A 17801-nucleotide genomic window follows, 5' to 3' on the forward strand; every position below is an offset into this window, starting at 1 on the left:
CTTCGTGTGGTCCCCACAGCGCTCACCCCCGGTGGCACCTGGGTGCCCGGACGGGGTGTGAACTCGTGGTTCTGCGGTGTGCGGCCCCCTATGTTACTCGTCGGGAAACATCGCCGAGGGCCCCGGTCGGCTGCGCGCTGCGTGGTTCGCCGACGCCGGGCAGGGCGTCGATCGCCGCGAGGATTCGCGTGCGGACCGCAGCGGCGCGGCGGGTGAGCGCGGTTTGCTCGCGGACGTAGTGCGCACGCCCGGCCGCGGTCTCCACCGCGATCGGCTCGTATCCCAGCGACTGCAGATCGTAGGGGCTCGCGCGCATGTCGATCTCCCGCGCGTCGCGGGCGAGTTCGAAGGCGTCGAGGGTCAGCGTCGCATCGAGAAGCGGGGCCAGGGTGAAGCAGGTGCGGTAGAGGTCCATCGACACATGCAGGCACCCCTGTTGATCGGTGGCGAGGCGATCGTCGGGGCTCAGGGGACGTTCGTTGCGGGGGCGGGCGGGTTCGGTGAAGAACCGGAACGCGTCGAAGTGGGTGCAGCGCAACGGCATGGCCTCGACCACCGCGTCGGTGCCCGCGGCACCGAGTCGCAGCGGGTGATCGTGGCGGATGTCGTTGGTGCGGTACACCATTGCCCACTCGTGGAGCCCGAAGCATCCGAGGCGTGCGGGTCGGGCGGCGGTCGCGGTGAGCACTTCGCGTGCCGAGCGTACGGCGTCGAGGCGGCGATGCAGGTAGGCCGGATCGACGGTGACGCCCGTCGGCGTGCGGTGGTAGCCGCGAAGCGTGCAGACCTCTCGCGCCCAGGCCTGGTCGCGGGCGGTGTCGTCGATGCGCAGGACGATCCCGTATCCGGGATGCCACCGCCGCACGTGGGAGGGACGTGACGAGTAGTAGGTGAACAGGAAGTCGAGGACCGGATGGCGGTGACCTCGGCGGCGCTCGCGCAGGTACGGACCGATCAGTTCCTCGACGCGCCAGCCGTGGGCGTCGAGGAGTGCGTGCCACCGTGCGGGAGCGAGGATCTCGCCGATCACGTCAGATCCGGTGGGTCTCGTCGCGGACCGTACCCACGAACTCCTCGACGAGGTCTGCCAACGCAACGATCCCGACCGTGCGGCCGGTGTCGTCGACGACCGCACCCAGATGCGAGCTGGTCCGGCGCAGGACGCCGGTGGCCTCGTCGAGCGGGGTGTCGGCGGCGATCACCGGCAGCGGGCGGACCTTGTCGACACCGATGACGGTGTCCGGGCCGATCCGTTCGTCGAGGATGTCGTCGAGGATGTCCTTCAGGTGCAGATAACCGGTGTAGGTGCCGTCCGGGCCACGGACCGGGAACCGCGAGAACCCGGTGGCGCTGACCGCACGCTCGACCGCGCCGAGCGTGGGGCCGCTGCCGCCGGTCTGCGGGTCGCGCTCGACGTCGACGCTGCGCATCCGGTCCAGGGGGATCATCACCTCGGCGACGGTCCGGCTCACCGAGCGCAGCGCGCGGTCGAGGCGGTCGTGCTCCTCGGCGTCGATGAGACCCTCCTCGCGGGACTCGCCGAGCATCTGGGCGAGCTCGACGGGCGACACCGACGAATCGAGCTCGTCCTTGGGTTCCACGCGCATCGCGCGCAACGTGATGTTCGCCAGCCAGTTGTAGACGCCGATGAACGGCCGCGCGATCTTGATGAACGCCAGATGCACCGGTACCAGCAGCATCGCCGAGGTCTCCGGTCCGGCGAGCGCGATGTTCTTGGGCACCATCTCGCCGAGCAGGATGTGTAGGACCACCACCAGTGCGAGGGCGATCGCGAAGGCGATCGGATGCACCACCTGCTCGGGGATGTGCACCAGGTCCAAGGGCCCCTCGATGAGATGGGCCACCGCGGGTTCGGCGACACGTCCGAGCAGGATCGAGCAGACGGTGATGCCCAACTGTGCTCCGGCCAGCATCAACGACAGGTGCTCGCCCGCCCGGATCACGGTGCGGGCCCGGGCCTTGCCGTCCTCGGCGAGCGCCTCGAGCCGGTCGCGTCGCGCGGAGATGAGCGAGAACTCCGCGCCGACGAAGAAGGCGTTGCCGGCCAGCAACACCACCGCCAGGACGATGGCGCCGATGTCGTTCATCGCTCACCTGCCGTGTCGGAGTTCCAGTGGAAACGCGCGGCCAGTGACTCCGAGGCGGGTTCGTCGGAGATCGGCTGCAGCGACACCACGTCGACCCGCCTGCCGTCCATCTCGGTCACCGTCGCACGCCAACGTTGATCGCTGAGTTCGTCGGCGTCGTCGGACTCGTCGTCGTCATCGGGGTCGATCACCGGTGTCCGCAGCGGCAGTTCGACAGTGTCGCCGGCCTGCGGGATGCGGCCGAGAACGAACATGACCAGACCGCCGAGGGTGTCGTAGGAGCCGTCCGGCGCCCGATAACCCGTGGCCTCGTACAGCTCGTCGACCCGCAAGAGACCCGCGCAGAGATAACCCTCCCCGTCGGCCTGGACGTCGGGGTGTTCGTCGTCGTGCTCGTCGGTGACATCGCCGAGGATCTCCTCGATGAGATCCTCGGTCGTCACGATGCCCGCGGTCCCGCCGTACTCGTCGATGACCACGCACATCTCCATGCCGTCGGCGCGGATGCGTTCCATGAGCGCGTCGCCGTCCAGCGTCACCGGTACCCGGCCGACGGGACGGGCCAGGGCGGCGACGGTGGTCCTCGACTGCTCGTCGGGGGCGACGGTGAAGGCCTGCTTGATGTGCACGACGCCGATGAGCTCGTCGAGGTCGCCGTCGTCGACGACGGGAAACCGGGAATGCCCGGTCGCCGAGCAGGCGATGACGAGGTCACGCACGCTGGCATCGCGGTCGAGGCATTCCACCGTGACGCGCGGGGTCATCAGATCCTCGGCGGTGAGTTCGCCGAAGCGCAGCGAGCGGTTCACCAGGGTCGCGGTGTCCTCGTCGATGGAGCCCTGTCGCGCCGAGTTGCGCACCAGCGACGCCAATTCCTGCGGCGAACGTCCGGAGCGGAGCTCTTCGGCCGGCTCGATACCGAGGCGGCGGACCACCCAGTTGGCCGAGCCGTTGAGGCCGTTGATGACGTAGCGGAACATCGCCGAGAAGATCGTCATCGGTCCGGCCGTCGCGCGGGCCACCGACAACGGATGGGCGATGGCGAGATTCTTCGGCACCAACTCGCCGAGCACCATCGACAACGAGGTCGCGATGAGCAGCGACAGCGCCAGGGAAATACCCCCGGCAGCGCCGGAGCCGAGACCCAATGCCTGCAGTCCTGGTGTGATCAGTTGCGCCAGAACGGGTTCGGCGATGTAGCCGGTGACCAGCGTGGTGATGGTGATGCCGAGTTGAGCTCCGGAGAGCTGGAACGACAATGTGCGATGGGCGCGCTGCACCATCCGCGCGCGGCGGTCGCCACGAGTGGTGACGTCGGAGTCGACGGCCGATCGTTCGAGCGCGGTGAGTGAGAACTCCGCGGCGACGAACAGCGCGGTGCCCAGGGTGAGCGCGACGAAGCCGACCAGGCCGGCGACGTAGAGGACGATCTGCACCAGGCGATCACCACCCGCCCGGCAACGGGCGTCCCTCGGCGAATCCGGCCGCCGACTGGACGCCGAGGATCACCCGGTCGTGCAGCTCGGTGAGGGTCCGGGCGCCGGTGTAGGTGGCGGTACTGCGCACCCCGGAACAGATGTGATCGAGGAGGTCCTCGACGCTGGGCCGGTCGGGGTCGACGGGAATCCGCGACGAGGAGATGCCCTCCTCGAACAGGCTCTTGCGGGCCCGGTCGTAGGCGTTGTCGTCGGCGGAGCGGGCCACCACCGCACGCTTGGAGGCCATACCGAAACTCACCTTGTACGCGCCGCGCGCATCCTGATGCAGATCGCCCGGCGACTCGTAGGTCCCGGCGAACCAGGAGCCGATCATCACATTCGATGCCCCGGCGGCCACCGCGAGGGCGACGTCGCGCGGATGCCGCACCCCGCCGTCGGCCCACACGTGCCCACCGTGCTCCCGGGCGGCGGCCGCGCAGTCGGCGACCGCCGAGAACTGCGGACGCCCGACACCGGTCATCATCCGCGTCGTGCACATCGCACCCGGCCCGACGCCCACCTTGACGATGTCGGCGCCTGCGGAGATCAGATCGATGGTGCCCTCGGCGGAGACCACGTTGCCGGCCACGATCGGTACCTCCAGGCCGACCGCTGCGACCGCCGACACCGCGGCGATCATGCGTTCCTGATGGCCGTGCGCGGTGTCGATGACCAACAGGTCGGCGCCTGCCCTGACCAGATCGGTGGCCTTCGCCGCGACATCACCGTTGATGCCGACCGCGGCCGCGATCCGCAACCGGCCGTCGGCATCGACGTTCGGGTGATACACGCCGTGACGCAGCGCCCCGACCCGGGTCAGCACGCCGGCCAGCGTGCCGTCGGGATGGGTCAGCACCGCGAGTCCCTGCCGGAGATCGGTCAACGCGTCGAACACCTCGCGGGGCGGGGTGTGCACGGGCAGGGTGACGATCACCGGCGCCGCGACGTCGGAGACCCGGGTGAATCGATCGACATCGGCACATGCGGCCTCGGTCACCAGACCCACCGGTACGTCGTTCTCGACGACCACCGCGGCCCCGTGCGCTCGCTTGTGCAACAGCGCCAGCGCGTCGGATACCGAATCCCCGCGGGTCAACGTGACCGGGGTGTCGGCCACCAGGTCGCGCGATTTCACGAAGGCGATCGACCGTGCCGCCGCCGCCAGCGGCAAATCCTGGGGCAACACCGCGAGCCCACCTCGACGCGCCAGCGTCTCGGCCATCCGCTTACCCGAGACCGCGGTCATGTTGGCGGCCACCACCGGGATGGTCGTTCCCGACCCGTCGTGGGTGCCCAGATCCACGTCGAACCGCGAGGTCACATCCGAGCGGTTCGGTACGACGAACACGTCGTCATAGGTCAGGTCATGGGTGAGGTGGTGTCCGGACAGGAATTGCATCGCTGCGCTCGACGTCCCTTTCAGTGCTCGGGGTGTGATGGGTGGTCGGGCTACTGCTCGACTTCGCTGCGGTCGCCGCCCCACAAGGTGTGGAAGGTGCCGGGCTTGTCGGTGCGCTGGTAGGTGTGCGCACCGAAGTAGTCGCGCAAGCCCTGGGTCAGCGCGGCGGGTAGGCGTTCGCTGCGCAACGCGTCGTAGTAGGACAGCGACGAGGCGAAGGCCGGGACCGGGACCCCGACGGTCGCCGAAGTGGCCACCACGCGGCGCCAGGCGTCGACACCGGATTCGACGGCCTCGCGGAAGTACGGGGCGAGCAGCAGGCTCGGCAGGTCCGGATTCTCGGCGTAGGCCTCGCGGATGCGGTTGAGGAACTGGGCGCGGATGATGCATCCGCCGCGCCAGATGGTGGCCAGTGCGCCCGGATCGACGTTCCAACCGTATTCCTTGCTGCCGGCCGCGATCTGGTCGAAGCCCTGCGCGTAGGCGACCACCTTGGACGCGTAGAGCGCGGCACGGATGTCGTCGATGAAGGCCGCGGTGCCGGTGGGGGCCGCACCCGGGGTGCCGCCGGCGAGTCCTTGTGCGGCGGCACGCTGATCGGTGGCGCTGGAGAGCGCGCGGGCGAACACGGCTTCGGCGATACCGGTGGTCGGGATTCCGAGATCGAGTGCCGACTTGACCGTCCAGCGACCGGTGCCCTTCTGTCCGGCGGCGTCGACGATCACGTCGACGAGTGGCGAGCCGGTGGCGGCGTCGACCTGGGCGAGTACCTGCGCGGTGATCTCGACCAGATAGCTCTCGAGGTCGCCGGAGTTCCACCCCTCGAAGACCTTGGCGATGTCGGCGACAGGCATGTCGAGGACGCGACGCATCAGGTCGTAGGCCTCGCCGATGAGCTGCATGTCGGCGTACTCGATGCCGTTGTGCACCATCTTGACGAAATGGCCGCTGCCATCGGGGCCGATGTGGGTGCAGCACGGTTCGCCGTCGACGTGCGCGGAGATCGACTCCAGCAGCGGGCCGAGTGACTTGTAGGACTCGGCCGGGCCTCCGGGCATGATCGACGGACCGTTGAGCGCACCCTCCTCGCCGCCGGAGATGCCGGCGCCGACGAAGTGCAGTCCGCGTTCGGCCATCGCCTTCTCGCGGCGGATGGTGTCGGTGTAGAGCGAGTTACCGCCGTCGATGATGATGTCGCCGGTGTCCATGGCGTCGGCGAGTTCGTCGATGACCGCGTCGGTGGCATCGCCGGCCTTGACCATGATCAGCACGCGTCGCGGCTTCTCGAGTGCGTCGATGAACTCGGCGATGCTCTCGGTGCGGATGAATGCGCCCTCGCTGCCGTGGTCGCGGATCAGCGCGTCGGTCTTGGCGATGCTGCGGTTGTGCAGGGCGACGGTGTACCCGTGGTGGGCGAAGTTGCGGGCGATGTTCGAGCCCATCACGGCCAGGCCGGTGACACCGATCTGAGCCTTGGTGGCAGGAGTAGACGAGGCGGAGTTGGTCATGACCCCAGCCTATGGGTTATCGGGTCCGGTGCGCGTTGTCGGGTGACCCGCACCGGCCGATGCCGGTGTCGTCGGTCAGTGGTGGGCCGTGAGAAGCCGGCTGATCTCGGTCAGCCAGGGGATGGCGACGGCGAGTGTGGGGATCACGAGGATGGCCACGGCGGCGGCATAGGCGGCGAGCGCCAGCAGGGGGGTGGGCCGGTCGTGACAGAGGCGGTTGACCCGGGCGAGGGTGGTCGGCCCGCCGACGGCCATCGCCCCGCGCGGGGCGACCGCGTCGGCGCAGGCGACGAGCGCACGACCGAGGGTGGTCGGCGCGGTGGCGCGGACCGCTTGATCGTCGGCGAGGGCCTCGACGAGCAACTTCACCGCGTCGAGGGCCGAGCTGCTGCGGACGAATCGCGGGAACGCCTCGTGGAGCGCGATGAATGCCTCGAGGACCAGATCGTGCCGGGCCCGCAGGTGAGCGCGTTCGTGGGCGATGACCGCGATCAGTTCGTCGCGGGTCAGTCGTGACACCACACCTTCGGAGAGCACGACGCGTTGACGCAGGCCGGGGAGGCAATATGCGAGTGGTTCACTGACGTCGAGCATGCGGATGTCGCGAGCGAACAGCGGATGGGTGTGGTCGGAGCGATCGCAGGCGTCGAGGATGTCGATCAGTTGACGGTGGTTGGCGCGGCGGGCGCGGGTTCGCATCCCGACCCGGATCACCGTGAACAACAACCGCGCACCGATCAGCAGGGTGAGGGCGAAGACCGAGACGTAGATCGACCACAGCGGGATACCGAGGCGTTCGATCTCGTGCAGCGGGTGGGTGGTGGGGGTGCCGTCGGCACCGGGGGCGAGGAGATTCGCCGCGATCGCGAGTCCGCAACTGAATGCCGAGAGCACCGCGGCCAGGGCGATGGCCTGCCACAGGGTCATCGCCGCGCGCGGCGCGCGGATCGGCCACGCGGCGCGGGAGAGTGCCTCCGGTACGGGACCGACCAACAGCAACGTCAGGATGCCGAAGAGAAGGGCGGTCATCGTTGGCTGTCCTCGCGGTTGGGCTGTGCAGGCTGTGTCAGGTGAATCTAGCCGGTTTCGTGCGTCGCACGGGCGGCTTCGAGCTCATCGAGCGCATGGCGCAGGGCGGCGGCCTCGTCGGCGCCCACCCGACCGACGAACGACACCAGCGCCGCGTGCCGGGAACCGGGGGCGTCGGCTTCGCTCAGGGCGTCGACCATCAGCGATGCGACCAGGTCTTCGCGTGGATGTGTCGGCACGTACTTGTGGGCGCGGTCCTCGCGGATCTGCGTGACCAGATTCTTCTTGGCCAGGCGCTGCAGGACCGTCATCACCGTCGTGTAGGCCAGTGACCTGTTCTCCGAGAGCGACTCGTGGACCTGTCGGACCGTCTGTGGGGTGGGAGTGGCCCACAGCGTGTCCATGACTGCCCGCTCGAGGTCTCCCAATCCGTTCATCTTTCGCATTTTACTGCCGATTCTCCTCGATGCCGCATCCGACTCGTTGAGCGCGACCGTGGTGGTTGCGCCGTATGTGGTTATGGCGTGTGACCTGCACCTGTACCCGTTTCTGCCGGCCGTGCTTGACAGCCGGGTAAGGCTAGCCTACATTAAGTAACCGTTGGACCGCGCGAGAGTCCTGAGGGCTGCAGAGACCCCCGGTCCACGCCACGGTAGGCCCCACATCTCCAACGAGATGTGGGGCCTACCGGTTCCTCGGGGGTGTTTTCGACTCACCCCTATTGCATCCGACATGACACTCTTGTCCTCATGACGAGCAACGAGGAGTACGTGAAGTCGACCGAGTGGCGCGGGCTCGACAGCGAGTTGGGCACGGTGATCGAGTCGGTGACGATCGACGGGTTGGTCGCGACTCTCGAACTCGGCCCCAAACATCATCAGCCGTTCGGGATCGTGCACGGCGGCGTCTATTGCGCCGTGGCCGAGAGCGCGGCCAGTATGAGCGGTTTCTTCTGGCTGCAGGAGACCGGTATCGGTGGTACCGCGGTCGGCGTGAACAACAACACCGATTTCCTCCGTTCGATCAGCACGGGCACCATCACCGCACGCACCAGTCCCATTCACCGGGGGCGGCGTCAGCAGTTGTGGGCGGTCGAGATCTTCGATGACCAGGATCGGATGGTCAGCCGCAGCCAGGTTCGGCTGCAGAACATCGAGGTCCCCGAAGGCTCGTTGCCACGATGACCGACGGCATGGCCCACGAGCGCGGCATCACCGACGCCGCCCGAGCGCGGATCGAGGAGCTGCTGTCACCGGTCGACGCCGATCTCGGTCGGTGGTTCCCCGGGGATCGCGCAGAACCACAGCCCGTGCACACGGTCTACGTCAGTGCCGCCGACGTCGACGCCGACACCCCCCGACGGTGGGGAACCGCCGCGCTCGAGCTGGAGTCGAACGCGTCGGCGGTGGCCGAACTCGCCGGTGAGGAGGTGCGCGAGATCGTGCGTACCCGGTTGGCCGCCAACCCGATCGAGGACCTGCGCATCGACCTCGAGGACGGCTACGGCTGGCGTGGTGACGAGCGCGAGGACGCCGACGCCCGACGCACCGGGCAGACCCTGGCCCGCTGGGTCGCCGATCGTCCGCACGCCCCTCGGTCGGCGGGTGTGCGGGCCAAGGGACTCGGTGCGTACGAGCGGGCCCGCGGCATCCGGACCCTCGAACTCGTCCTCGATGGGGCGGGGGGAGTGCCCTCGGGCTTCGTCGTCACCGTGCCCAAACTGCGCGACGTCCGGCAGGTCGACGCGATCACGGTCCTCTGCGAGGAGTTCGAGCGCGCGCACGGACTGACCGAGGCCACCGTGCGGGTGGAACTGCAGATCGAGATCCCGCAGGCCGTGCTCGGCCCCGACGGGCGCGCCACCTTGGCGCAGGCCATCCATCGTGGCGGCCCGCGCATCTGGGGGCTGCACTACGGCACCTACGACTACAGCGCGGCCTGCGGGATCGTCTCGGCGCAGCAGTCACTCGAGCATCCCGTCGCCGACCACGCCAAGGCCGTCATGCAGGTGGCCGCCGCGCAGACCGGGGTGTGGATCAGTGACGGATCCACCCAGGTGATGCCCACCGGGGATGCCGAGCAGATCGACGCGGCACTGCGTCGCCATCACCGGCTGGTCACGCGGTCGCTGGAACGCGGCTTCTACCAGGGCTGGGACATGCATCCGGGCCATCTCGTCACCCGATGGCTGGCGGTTGTCGGCTTCTACCGGTCGGCGATGCCGACCGCGGCGAGCCGACTGCAGGCCTATTTCGAGCGACGCTCCGGTGATGTGGTCGACGAGCCGGCGACCGCGATGTCACTGGCACTGGTGATCCGCCGTGGTCTGGCCGCCGCGGCCTTCACCGTCGACGAGGTGTGCGCAGTGGCGCCCTTGTGCACACCGGCGCGGCTCGACGAATTGTCCGCCGGCGGCGGTGCCCTGACCTCCGGCTGACGCCTCGGTGCGCTCGCCGCGCCGAGCACACCGAGAAGTGGCAGGATGACGGAGCCGGAGTGCACCGCAGGTGCCCCGGAGATGAATTCGGACCCGAGGGCGTCGAATTCCAACAGGTACCGACACGGGGAAGGACGGAATCGGTGCGACTGTCGCCGCATGAGCAGGAGCGTCTGCTCATCTCCTACGCCGCCGAGCTGGCCCGCCGCAGGCAGGGCCGCGGACTCAGGCTCAATTATCCGGAGGCGGTCGCCGTCATCACCGATCACGTCCTCGAAGGCGCGCGAGACGGTCGCACCGTCGCCGAACTCATGGCGAGCGGCCGTGAGGTGCTCACCCGCGACGACGTGATGGACGGGATCCCGGAGATGCTGCACGACGTGCAGGTCGAGGCGACCTTCCCGGACGGCACCAAGTTGGTCACCGTGCATCACCCGATCGGCTGAGGTAGGGGAGTTATCCAGTGGCGCAACAGAAATCGACGATCGTGCCCGGTGAGGTGATCACTGCCGACGGCGTCATCGAGCTCAACGAGGGGGCCGCGGCGATCACGCTGACCGTCACCAACACGGGCGATCGGCCGGTCCAGGTCGGCAGTCACGTCCACTTCCCGCAGGCCAATCCGGCACTGGACGTCGACCGGGATCAGGCTCGTGGGCGGCGTCTGGACATCCCCGCAGGCACCGCGGTGCGCTTCGAGCCGGGAATCGAGATGACGGTGACACTGGTACCGCTCGGCGGAACCCGTGAGGTGCACGGGATCTCGCTGGATGCGCCCGGAAAGGTGGGTTGAGATGGCGATCCTCGGACGCGACCGCTACGCGCAACTGTTCGGCCCCACCACCGGTGATCTGATCCGTCTGGCCGATACCGACCTGCTCATCGAGGTCACCGAGGACCGTTGCGGCGGACCGGGTCTGGCCGGCGACGAAGCGGTGTTCGGTGGCGGCAAGGTCATTCGGGAATCGATGGGGCAGAGTCGTGCCACCCGTGCCGACGGCGCGCCCGACACCGTCATCACCGGCGTCGTCGTGCTCGACCACTGGGGAATCATCAAGGCCGACATCGGAATCCGCGACGGCCGCATCATCGCCATGGGCAAGGCCGGAAACCCCGACACGATGGACGGGGTACATCCCGACCTGGTGATCGGGGCGTCGACGGAGATCATCGCGGGCAACGGCAAGATCCTGACGGCCGGCGGTATCGACTGCCACGTGCACTTCATCTGCCCGCAGATCATGGACGAGGCGCTCGGCAACGGCATCACCACACTGATCGGCGGCGGCACCGGACCCGCGGAGGGCTCCAAGGCCACCACCGTCACGCCCGGCGCGTGGCATCTGGCATCGATGCTCGCCGCCACCGATCACTGGCCCATGAACATCGCTCTGCTGGGCAAGGGCAACACCGTCAGCGCCGAGGCCATGCGCGAGCAGATCCGCGCCGGCGCATCGGGATTCAAGCTCCACGAGGACTGGGGGAGTACGCCGGCCGCGATCGACGCCTGCCTTCGCGTGGCCGACGAGACCGGGGTGCAGGTGGCGCTGCACTCCGACACCCTCAACGAGGCCGGCTTCGTCGAATCGACCCTGGGCGCCATCGCCGGACGCAGCATCCACGCCTATCACACCGAGGGCGCAGGCGGCGGGCACGCACCCGACATCATCACCGTCGCCGCGGCGGCCAACGTGCTGCCGAGTTCGACGAACCCGACCCGCCCGCACACCGTCAACACCCTCGACGAACACCTCGACATGCTGATGGTCTGCCATCACCTCAATCCCACCGTGCCCGAGGATCTCGCGTTCGCCGAGAGCCGCATCCGGCCGTCGACCATCGCTGCCGAGGATCTGCTGCACGACCTGGGCGCGATCTCGATGATCGGGTCGGACGCGCAAGCGATGGGTCGTATCGGCGAGGTGGTGTTGCGGACGTGGCAGACCGCGCACGTGATGAAGCGCAAGCGTGGCGCGCTCGAGGGTGACAGCCGCGCCGACAACAACCGCGCACAGCGCTACATCGCCAAGTACACGATCTGTCCGGCGGTCGCCCACGGTTTCGACGACGAGATCGGTTCGGTCGAGATCGGCAAGCTCGCCGACCTCGTGCTGTGGGATCCGGCGTTCTTCGGTGTGAAGCCGGACCTGGTGATCAAGGGTGGCGCGATCGCCTGGGCGCAGATGGGAGATGCCAACGCCTCCATCCCGACTCCGCAGCCGGTCCTGCCCCGACCCATGTTCGGTGCCGCGGCGCCGACCGCCGCCGACACCTCGCTGAGTTTCGTCGCGCCGGGCTGCGACAAGGATCTGGCCGATCGCATCGGCATCCGTCGCCGGCTGGTACCGGTGAAGAACACCCGCGCCCTCGGTAAGGCCGACATGCCGCGCAATGCCGCGACGCCGACCATCGAGGTCGACCCCGACACCTTCACCGTGCGCATCGACGGGGCGGTGTGGGATGCCGAGCCGGTGCCCGAACTGCCGATGGCCCAACGGTATTTCCTGTTCTGAGCCGCCGTGACCGATCCCGCTGCACCCGCCACGTCGTCGTTGGCGATGATGCTGACCCTGGCCGATTCGCGCCTGCCGGTGGGCGGCCACGTCCACTCCGGTGGTGTCGAGCAGGCGATCACCGACGGCTTCGTGCGCGGCGTCGCCGACCTCGCCGCCTTCCTGCACCGACGACTCACCACCAGCGGCCTCGTCGCGGCGTCGATCGCCGCCGCGGTGGCCGAGGGCACCCTCGACATTCCGGCCGCCCAGATCGAAACCGATGCCCGCACCCCGTCGTCCGCCGCGCGCAAAGCGTCTCTCGCACAGGGGCGTGGCATGGTTCGACTGGCCCGCCGCATGTTCCCGGCGACCGATTTCTCGGCGCACCTGCCGAGCACGCATCTGCCGGTCATCAGCGGCTCGGTCGGCGCGGCATCGGGCCTGTCGGGCATGCAGACCGCGCTCGTGTGCGTCTACACGACGGTGAGCGGCACGGCGACGGCCGGGCAGCGGCTCCTGGCCCTCGACCCGGCCGATGTCGCGGTGATGATCGCCGACCTCGGTGCCGAGTGCGAAGCGGTGGCCGCGCAGGCCGCGACCGGACTCGCGGATCTTTCCGATCCGATTCTCGACGTCCTCGCCGAGCGTCACGAGACCCGGCCCATGCCCCTGTTCATGAGTTGACGGCACGGCTCACGAGCCGACCCGACCGCGACCAAGCCCGACCACGATCAAGCCCGACCACGATCCGACCCCCGAGAGGAACCCATGCCCCCGCACCTGATCGACGGCGAACCTCACGATCACGGCCACGACCGGCCCCGTCGCCATCGCGAGCCCGGAGAACCGCTGCGCGTCGGCATCGGCGGCCCGGTCGGCTCCGGCAAGACCGCGCTCGTCGCGGCCCTGTGCCGCCAACTGCGCGACGAACTGTCGGTCGCCGTGTTGACCAACGACATCTACACCACCGAGGACGCCGACTTCCTGCGCCGCAACGCCGTCCTGCCCGACGAACGGATCACCGCCGTGCAGACCGGTGGCTGCCCGCACACCGCGATTCGCGACGACATCACCGCCAACCTCGACGCGATCGACGACCTGATCGCGGCCAATCCGCCGCTGGATCTGATCCTCGTCGAGTCCGGCGGTGACAACCTCACCGCCACCTTCTCCACCGGACTGATCGACGTGCAGATCTTCGTCATCGACGTCGCCGGCGGCGACAAGGTTCCCCGCAAGGGCGGGCCCGGGGTGACCTGGTCGGACCTGCTCGTCATCAACAAGACCGACCTCGCGCCGCAGGTCGGTGCCGATCTGGAGGTGATGCGTCGCGACGCCGCCAAGGTCCGGGAAGGCCGCCCGACCGCGATGATCTCACTCACCGACGATCCGGCTGCCACCGATGTGCTGGCCTGGGTGCGTGGTCATCTCGCGGCCGACGCGCCGGTGGGTGGCGGGGCGGCCGGACGGTAGATGCGCACCGAGGTCGAGATCGTCGTCGAGGCCGGTCGCTCGCCGCGTGTGCGTGCCACCGGCGGGCTGGCCGTTCGCCGGACCGGGACGTCGCGGGCACACCTGATCGGGACTGCGGCGACCCCGCTGGGCGGCGACCACATCGAGGTTCTCGTGCATCTCGAGGAGGCGACGTCGCTCGACCTCGGTTCGGTGGCCGCGATGATCGCCCTGCCCGCCGCGGATCGGGTGGAGTCGACCTCGCGATGGCGTATCGAGGTCGGCGCGGGCGCCCGTCTGCGGCTCGACCCGCAGCCCACCGTGGTGGCCGGGGGAGCCCACCACGATTCGGTGATCGAGGTGCACGCCGACGCCGACGCGACGATCGATCTGCACGAGCACATCCAGATCGGCCGGTCGGCCGTCGACCACCCCGGCGACGACGCCGGACGATGGCGCGGACGACTCCACGTCGACGTCGACCGGCGTCCCATCCTGCGTCATGGACTCGAGTTGGGGGCCGGATCGGCTTGTGCTGCAGCGGGTTTCAACGCACTCACCAGCGTGTTCCGGTATCCGGACGCGAGCCCCGCCCACGTCGACGCCGACCATTTCGCGGCCCGGCTCGCCCTCGTCGGCGATGCATCGCTCACCACCGCGCTGGGGCGGGGGGTGGCGCAGGCGCGCAGCCACTGCGACGCCCTCGACGTGGCAGCTCTCGCGCAGATCTAGGGCTCAGCCCTCTAGGGCATGTCTCCCAATTCCCTTTGCGTGTCTTTGCGGCTCGATGGCACCCTGGCGGCGTTGTCGTCGGTCACGATAGCTCCGCTGTCGCTCCCCTTCGAGGCTCGTGCCTCGCACCTCAGGACGGCGCCTCCTCCGCCTTGCCAGGAAACCATCGACCTCGCAAATCCATCGCAGAGGAATTGGGAGACACGCCCTAGCTGGCCCTAGCTGGCCTCGGCCGCGGAGGCCTTGTCGGCCTCGGTCGTGGTGGCGTCGGCGTCGCTGGTGGGCTTGTTCGCGGATTCGGTCGCCGCCGCGCTGTCGTCGGCACCGGCCGCCTCGGCCTCCACCTCGGGCACCGACTTGTTCTCCAGCGCCGACAGCGCGCCGATGGCCGTGCGCGCGTACACCTGCTGTTCGGTCACCGCGAGCTGCGAGCGACCGCGCGTGCTGAACGCGAAGAACCAGTTGATCAGCGTGTTCAATCGGTTGCGGAAACCGACGAGGTACACCAGGTGCAGCGCGAGCCAGCCGAGCCAGGCGAAGTATCCCTCGGTCTCGAACTTCTTCTTGGTACCCGGGATCGGCACCTGCATCACCGCGCTGAAACGCGAGATGGTGGCCATCGACCCCTTGTCGTAGTAGCTGAACGGCTTGCGCTGATCCGGCGTCTGACCCTTCTGCTCGGCCTTGATCGCATCGGCGGCGTAGCGCCCGCCCTGGATCGCGCCCTGCGCCACGCCCGGCACGCCGTCGACGGCCATCATGTCGCCGACGACGAAGACCTCGGGGTGATCGGGGATGGTCAGATCGGGCAGCACCTTCACGCGCCCCGCCCGGTCGAGTTCGACACCCGACTGCTCGGCGAGCTGCTTGCCGAGCGGACTGGCCTGCACACCCGCCGACCACACCTTGCACTGCGATTCGATCCGTCGGGTGCTGCCGTCCTTCTCCTTGACCACGAGGCCGTCGTAGTCGAGGTCGACGACCATCGCACCGAGCTGGATCTCCACACCCATCTTCTCCAGGCGCGCGGCCGCCTTGCGACCGAGCTTCTCGCCGAACGGCGGCAACACCGCGGGAGCCGCGTCGAGCAGGATCACCCGGGCCTCGGTGGGATCGATGTTGCGGAAGGCCCCCTTGAGGGTCTTGTCACTCATCTCCGCGATCTGACCGGCCAACTCGACCCCGGTGGGGCCGGCCCCGACGACGACGAAGGTCAACAGCTTCGCGCGCTCGGCCGGGTCGTCGGACAGCTCAGCCTGCTCGAAGGCGCCGAGGATGCGCCCGCGCAACTCGAGGGCGTGGTCGATGGTCTTCATACCCGGCGCGTACTCGGCGAAATGGTCGTTACCGAAGTACGACTGGTCGGCGCCCGCGGCGATGATGAGCTTGTCGTAGGGCGTCACCGTGATGCGCTCGAGCAACCGGGAGGTCACCGTCTTGGCGGTCAGGTCGATCTGGAACACATCGCCCATCAGCACGGTGACGTTGCGCTGCTTGCGCAGTACCACGCGGGTGGCCGGGGCGATCTCGCCCTCGGCGACGATGCCGGTGGCCACCTGGTAGAGCATCGGCTGGAACAGGTGGTGGGTGGTCTTGCCGATGAGCGTGACGTCCACATCGGCCTTGGCGAGCCGTTGGGCGGCGAAGAGACCACCGAAGCCGGAGCCGATGATGACGACGTGAGGGCGTGCCGAAGTCGGGGTGGGGCTGCTCATCGGAAGAACGTCTCCTCATCGATCGTGGTCGACATACCCGCTGGTGGGCATGCATGCTCGATTGTGTCGGGCCGTGGATACGGTCTGGGTGCGGACGCGGTCACGCCGCACGCCTCTTCACCGTAGTCCTCGCCGCCCGATCGTTCGCGGTGAGGCATCCATGTCAGGACATTATGGTCCTCGTCGCGGTGAACGCCGAATCAGGCGGTCAGATCGGTCGAGGCGCCCCAACCCGCGTGACGTCGTTGCCAGTCCTCACGGAGCAGGTCGTATTCGACCTCGCCGAATCCGCCCGGCGCGTTCTCGTCGCCGACGTGAATGCCGCAGATCCGCATGCCCAGTTTCTCCATGACACGACGCGAGGCCGCGTGCGTGGAGGTGGCGCTGGCGAACACCCGCTGCGCGTCGAGGTCGGTGAACGCGAGGTCGGTGACGATCCGCGCGGCCTCGGTGGCCAAGCCCCGGCCCCAGTACTCGCGCCGCAACCGATAGGTCAGTTCCAGCTCCGGGCGGCTGGAGTGCCTTGGCGTCCGTAACGACACCCAGCCCAGGAATACCCCGTAACGACGATCGATCACCGTCCACAGGCCGCCGCGGCCGGTGCGCAATTCGGTCTGCGCGCGGGGCACGACCCACTCCTCGACGAGACTGCGGGGTGTGGCGACGCCGCCACTGACGAAGTGCATCACGTGCGGGTCGCTGTCGAGGCGCACGAGATCGTCGACGTCGCAGCGCTCGACCGGCCGCAACAACATCCGCGACGTCTGCACGATCACCCGGCCCCCAATGCCCCTCATGTCCGCATGCGCCGGGATACTCCTGCAACGTCCGGCTCGGCCCACTCGGGAGATGAGTGTACGGACAACGCCGGACACATGCCGCCATTTGTGGGCGTGTCCCGGCGCGGGTCGCCGAGCGTGACCGTCGGTGCGTGGCGCTAGGCTCCCCCTCGTGGACTCCGACACCCAGCCGACGACACCGACACCCGACGCCGAGGTGCCGCCGCCGCACGCGCCCGCGGAGGTCGAGCTCCAATTGCGTTGGGGCGACATGGATATCAACGCCCACATCAACAACGTGCAATTCGCGCGGCTGTTCGAGGAAGGCCGGGTGCGCGCGTTCTCCCGATGGTTCCCGGGCGGGTCCGAACGACTACCGATCCTGGTGGTGCGTCAGGACGTGGAGTTCCGGGCGACCCTGGACTACACCCTCGATCCGGTCGTCATGCGGTTGGCGATCACGCGTCTGGGCACGAGTTCCTACACGATCGGCGCCACGCTGTCGGCCGCCGACGGCACCCTGTGTGCCCTCGCCCGTACCACCATGGTCGTCATCGACCCGGCGACCGGTCGGCCGACCCCGATCCCGCCGTCGGCCCGGGAGATCCTCGAGTCCCACCGGGCGCAACTCCCGGAGCTGCGGCCGAGAGACTGACCGGAGCGAGGCGA

Annotated in this window: 18 protein-coding genes; 9 read left to right on the forward strand and 9 right to left on the reverse strand. The window is 68.7% G+C overall.

What is annotated here, in order from left to right; all coding sequences use genetic code 11:
• Positions 1-88: 88 nt before the first annotated feature.
• From QNM97_RS09890 to QNM97_RS09920, 7 genes are all read right to left on the reverse strand, one after another.
• On the reverse strand, positions 89-1030 hold the full coding sequence (locus QNM97_RS09890; RefSeq protein WP_283822570.1) for a 3-methyladenine DNA glycosylase: 942 nt from the start codon (positions 1028-1030) through the stop codon (positions 89-91).
• A gap of 1 nt (position 1031) precedes the next feature.
• On the reverse strand, positions 1032-2108 hold the full coding sequence (locus QNM97_RS09895) for a hemolysin family protein (protein WP_283822571.1): 1077 nt from the start codon (positions 2106-2108) through the stop codon (positions 1032-1034).
• Positions 2105-3544, reverse strand: a complete 1440-nt coding sequence (locus tag QNM97_RS09900) for a hemolysin family protein (protein WP_208791401.1) — start codon at positions 3542-3544, stop codon at positions 2105-2107. The genes QNM97_RS09895 and QNM97_RS09900 overlap by 4 nt, the downstream gene beginning before the upstream one ends.
• A 7-nt stretch (positions 3545-3551) precedes the next feature.
• Positions 3552-4985 carry a GMP reductase gene (guaB1, locus tag QNM97_RS09905; protein ID WP_283822572.1) on the reverse strand — a complete coding sequence of 478 codons (1434 nt, stop codon included), beginning with the start codon at positions 4983-4985 and terminating at the stop codon, positions 3552-3554.
• Positions 4986-5035: 50 nt separating this feature from the next.
• Positions 5036-6493, reverse strand: a complete 1458-nt coding sequence (gnd, locus tag QNM97_RS09910; RefSeq protein ID WP_283822573.1) for an NADP-dependent phosphogluconate dehydrogenase — start codon at positions 6491-6493, stop codon at positions 5036-5038.
• A gap of 75 nt (positions 6494-6568) precedes the next feature.
• Positions 6569-7522: a M56 family metallopeptidase gene (locus tag QNM97_RS09915; protein WP_283822574.1), complete on the reverse strand. Its 954-nt coding sequence runs from the start codon at positions 7520-7522 to the stop codon at positions 6569-6571.
• Between the two features lie 47 nt (positions 7523-7569).
• Positions 7570-7968 (reverse strand): BlaI/MecI/CopY family transcriptional regulator, encoded by a 399-nt coding sequence (locus QNM97_RS09920; RefSeq protein ID WP_283822575.1) that lies wholly within the window; start codon positions 7966-7968, stop codon positions 7570-7572.
• A gap of 303 nt (positions 7969-8271) precedes the next feature.
• Between QNM97_RS09920 and QNM97_RS09925 the strand changes: the two genes are divergently transcribed.
• The 8 genes from QNM97_RS09925 to QNM97_RS09960 all read left to right on the forward strand — a co-directional run bounded on the left by QNM97_RS09925 (position 8272) and on the right by QNM97_RS09960 (position 14638).
• The gene (locus QNM97_RS09925; protein ID WP_208791396.1) at positions 8272-8706 is read left to right on the forward strand and encodes a PaaI family thioesterase; all 435 of its coding nucleotides are present in this window, start codon (positions 8272-8274) and stop codon (positions 8704-8706) included.
• Positions 8703-9959 (forward strand): DUF6986 family protein, encoded by a 1257-nt coding sequence (locus QNM97_RS09930; RefSeq protein WP_283822576.1) that lies wholly within the window; start codon positions 8703-8705, stop codon positions 9957-9959. The genes QNM97_RS09925 and QNM97_RS09930 overlap by 4 nt, the downstream gene beginning before the upstream one ends.
• A 143-nt stretch (positions 9960-10102) precedes the next feature.
• On the forward strand, positions 10103-10405 hold the full coding sequence (locus QNM97_RS09935; RefSeq protein ID WP_123932178.1) for an urease subunit gamma: 303 nt from the start codon (positions 10103-10105) through the stop codon (positions 10403-10405).
• Between the two features lie 17 nt (positions 10406-10422).
• Entirely contained in the window at positions 10423-10752 is a 330-nt protein-coding gene (locus QNM97_RS09940) for an urease subunit beta (RefSeq protein WP_283822577.1), read from the forward strand.
• A 1-nt stretch (position 10753) separates the two neighbouring features.
• A complete protein-coding gene (locus QNM97_RS09945; protein ID WP_283822578.1) occupies positions 10754-12472 on the forward strand; it encodes an urease subunit alpha in 1719 nt (572 codons plus the stop codon).
• A 45-nt stretch (positions 12473-12517) separates the two neighbouring features.
• The gene (locus QNM97_RS09950; RefSeq protein ID WP_283823156.1) at positions 12518-13138 is read left to right on the forward strand and encodes an urease accessory protein UreF; all 621 of its coding nucleotides are present in this window, start codon (positions 12518-12520) and stop codon (positions 13136-13138) included.
• An 84-nt stretch (positions 13139-13222) separates the two neighbouring features.
• Positions 13223-13927: an urease accessory protein UreG gene (gene ureG, locus QNM97_RS09955; RefSeq protein WP_283822579.1), complete on the forward strand. Its 705-nt coding sequence runs from the start codon at positions 13223-13225 to the stop codon at positions 13925-13927.
• The gene (locus QNM97_RS09960; protein WP_283822580.1) at positions 13928-14638 is read left to right on the forward strand and encodes an urease accessory protein UreD; all 711 of its coding nucleotides are present in this window, start codon (positions 13928-13930) and stop codon (positions 14636-14638) included. It abuts the gene before it with no gap.
• Between the two features lie 218 nt (positions 14639-14856).
• Here QNM97_RS09960 and QNM97_RS09965 read toward each other — a convergent pair whose 3' ends face one another.
• Both QNM97_RS09965 and QNM97_RS09970 read right to left on the reverse strand, forming a co-directional pair.
• Positions 14857-16353 carry an NAD(P)/FAD-dependent oxidoreductase gene (locus QNM97_RS09965; RefSeq protein WP_283822581.1) on the reverse strand — a complete coding sequence of 499 codons (1497 nt, stop codon included), beginning with the start codon at positions 16351-16353 and terminating at the stop codon, positions 14857-14859.
• Positions 16354-16553: 200 nt separating this feature from the next.
• The gene (locus tag QNM97_RS09970) at positions 16554-17129 is read right to left on the reverse strand and encodes a GNAT family N-acetyltransferase (protein WP_283823157.1); all 576 of its coding nucleotides are present in this window, start codon (positions 17127-17129) and stop codon (positions 16554-16556) included.
• A 175-nt stretch (positions 17130-17304) separates the two neighbouring features.
• Here QNM97_RS09970 and QNM97_RS09975 point away from each other — a divergent pair, with 175 nt between their 5' ends.
• Complete coding sequence (locus QNM97_RS09975) at positions 17305-17787, forward strand: acyl-CoA thioesterase (protein WP_208791388.1); 483 nt, start codon at positions 17305-17307, stop codon at positions 17785-17787.
• Positions 17788-17801: the final 14 nt, after the last annotated feature.

Origin of the sequence: Gordonia sp. L191 (assembly GCF_030077625.1) — a bacterium.
GTDB classification, from domain to species: Bacteria; Actinomycetota; Actinomycetes; order Mycobacteriales; family Mycobacteriaceae; genus Gordonia; species Gordonia polyisoprenivorans_A.

What these genes read in the sequence shown, in the direction of transcription:
- QNM97_RS09895 (WP_283822571.1), bottom strand. Translation starts at nt 2,108, where the DNA reads ATGAACGACATCGGCGCCATCGTCCTGGCGGTGGTGTTGCTGGCCGGC.
- guaB1 (WP_283822572.1), bottom strand. Translation starts at nt 4,985, where the DNA reads ATGCAATTCCTGTCCGGACACCACCTCACCCATGACCTGACCTATGAC.
- gnd (WP_283822573.1), bottom strand. Translation starts at nt 6,493, where the DNA reads ATGACCAACTCCGCCTCGTCTACTCCTGCCACCAAGGCTCAGATCGGT.
- QNM97_RS09915 (WP_283822574.1), bottom strand. Translation starts at nt 7,522, where the DNA reads ATGACCGCCCTTCTCTTCGGCATCCTGACGTTGCTGTTGGTCGGTCCC.
- QNM97_RS09920 (WP_283822575.1), bottom strand. Translation starts at nt 7,968, where the DNA reads ATGCGAAAGATGAACGGATTGGGAGACCTCGAGCGGGCAGTCATGGAC.
- QNM97_RS09925 (WP_208791396.1), top strand. Translation starts at nt 8,272, where the DNA reads ATGACGAGCAACGAGGAGTACGTGAAGTCGACCGAGTGGCGCGGGCTC.
- QNM97_RS09930 (WP_283822576.1), top strand. Translation starts at nt 8,703, where the DNA reads ATGACCGACGGCATGGCCCACGAGCGCGGCATCACCGACGCCGCCCGA.
- QNM97_RS09945 (WP_283822578.1), top strand. Translation starts at nt 10,754, where the DNA reads ATGGCGATCCTCGGACGCGACCGCTACGCGCAACTGTTCGGCCCCACC.
- QNM97_RS09950 (WP_283823156.1), top strand. Translation starts at nt 12,518, where the DNA reads ATGATGCTGACCCTGGCCGATTCGCGCCTGCCGGTGGGCGGCCACGTC.
- ureG (WP_283822579.1), top strand. Translation starts at nt 13,223, where the DNA reads ATGCCCCCGCACCTGATCGACGGCGAACCTCACGATCACGGCCACGAC.
- QNM97_RS09960 (WP_283822580.1), top strand. Translation starts at nt 13,928, where the DNA reads ATGCGCACCGAGGTCGAGATCGTCGTCGAGGCCGGTCGCTCGCCGCGT.
- QNM97_RS09965 (WP_283822581.1), bottom strand. Translation starts at nt 16,353, where the DNA reads ATGAGCAGCCCCACCCCGACTTCGGCACGCCCTCACGTCGTCATCATC.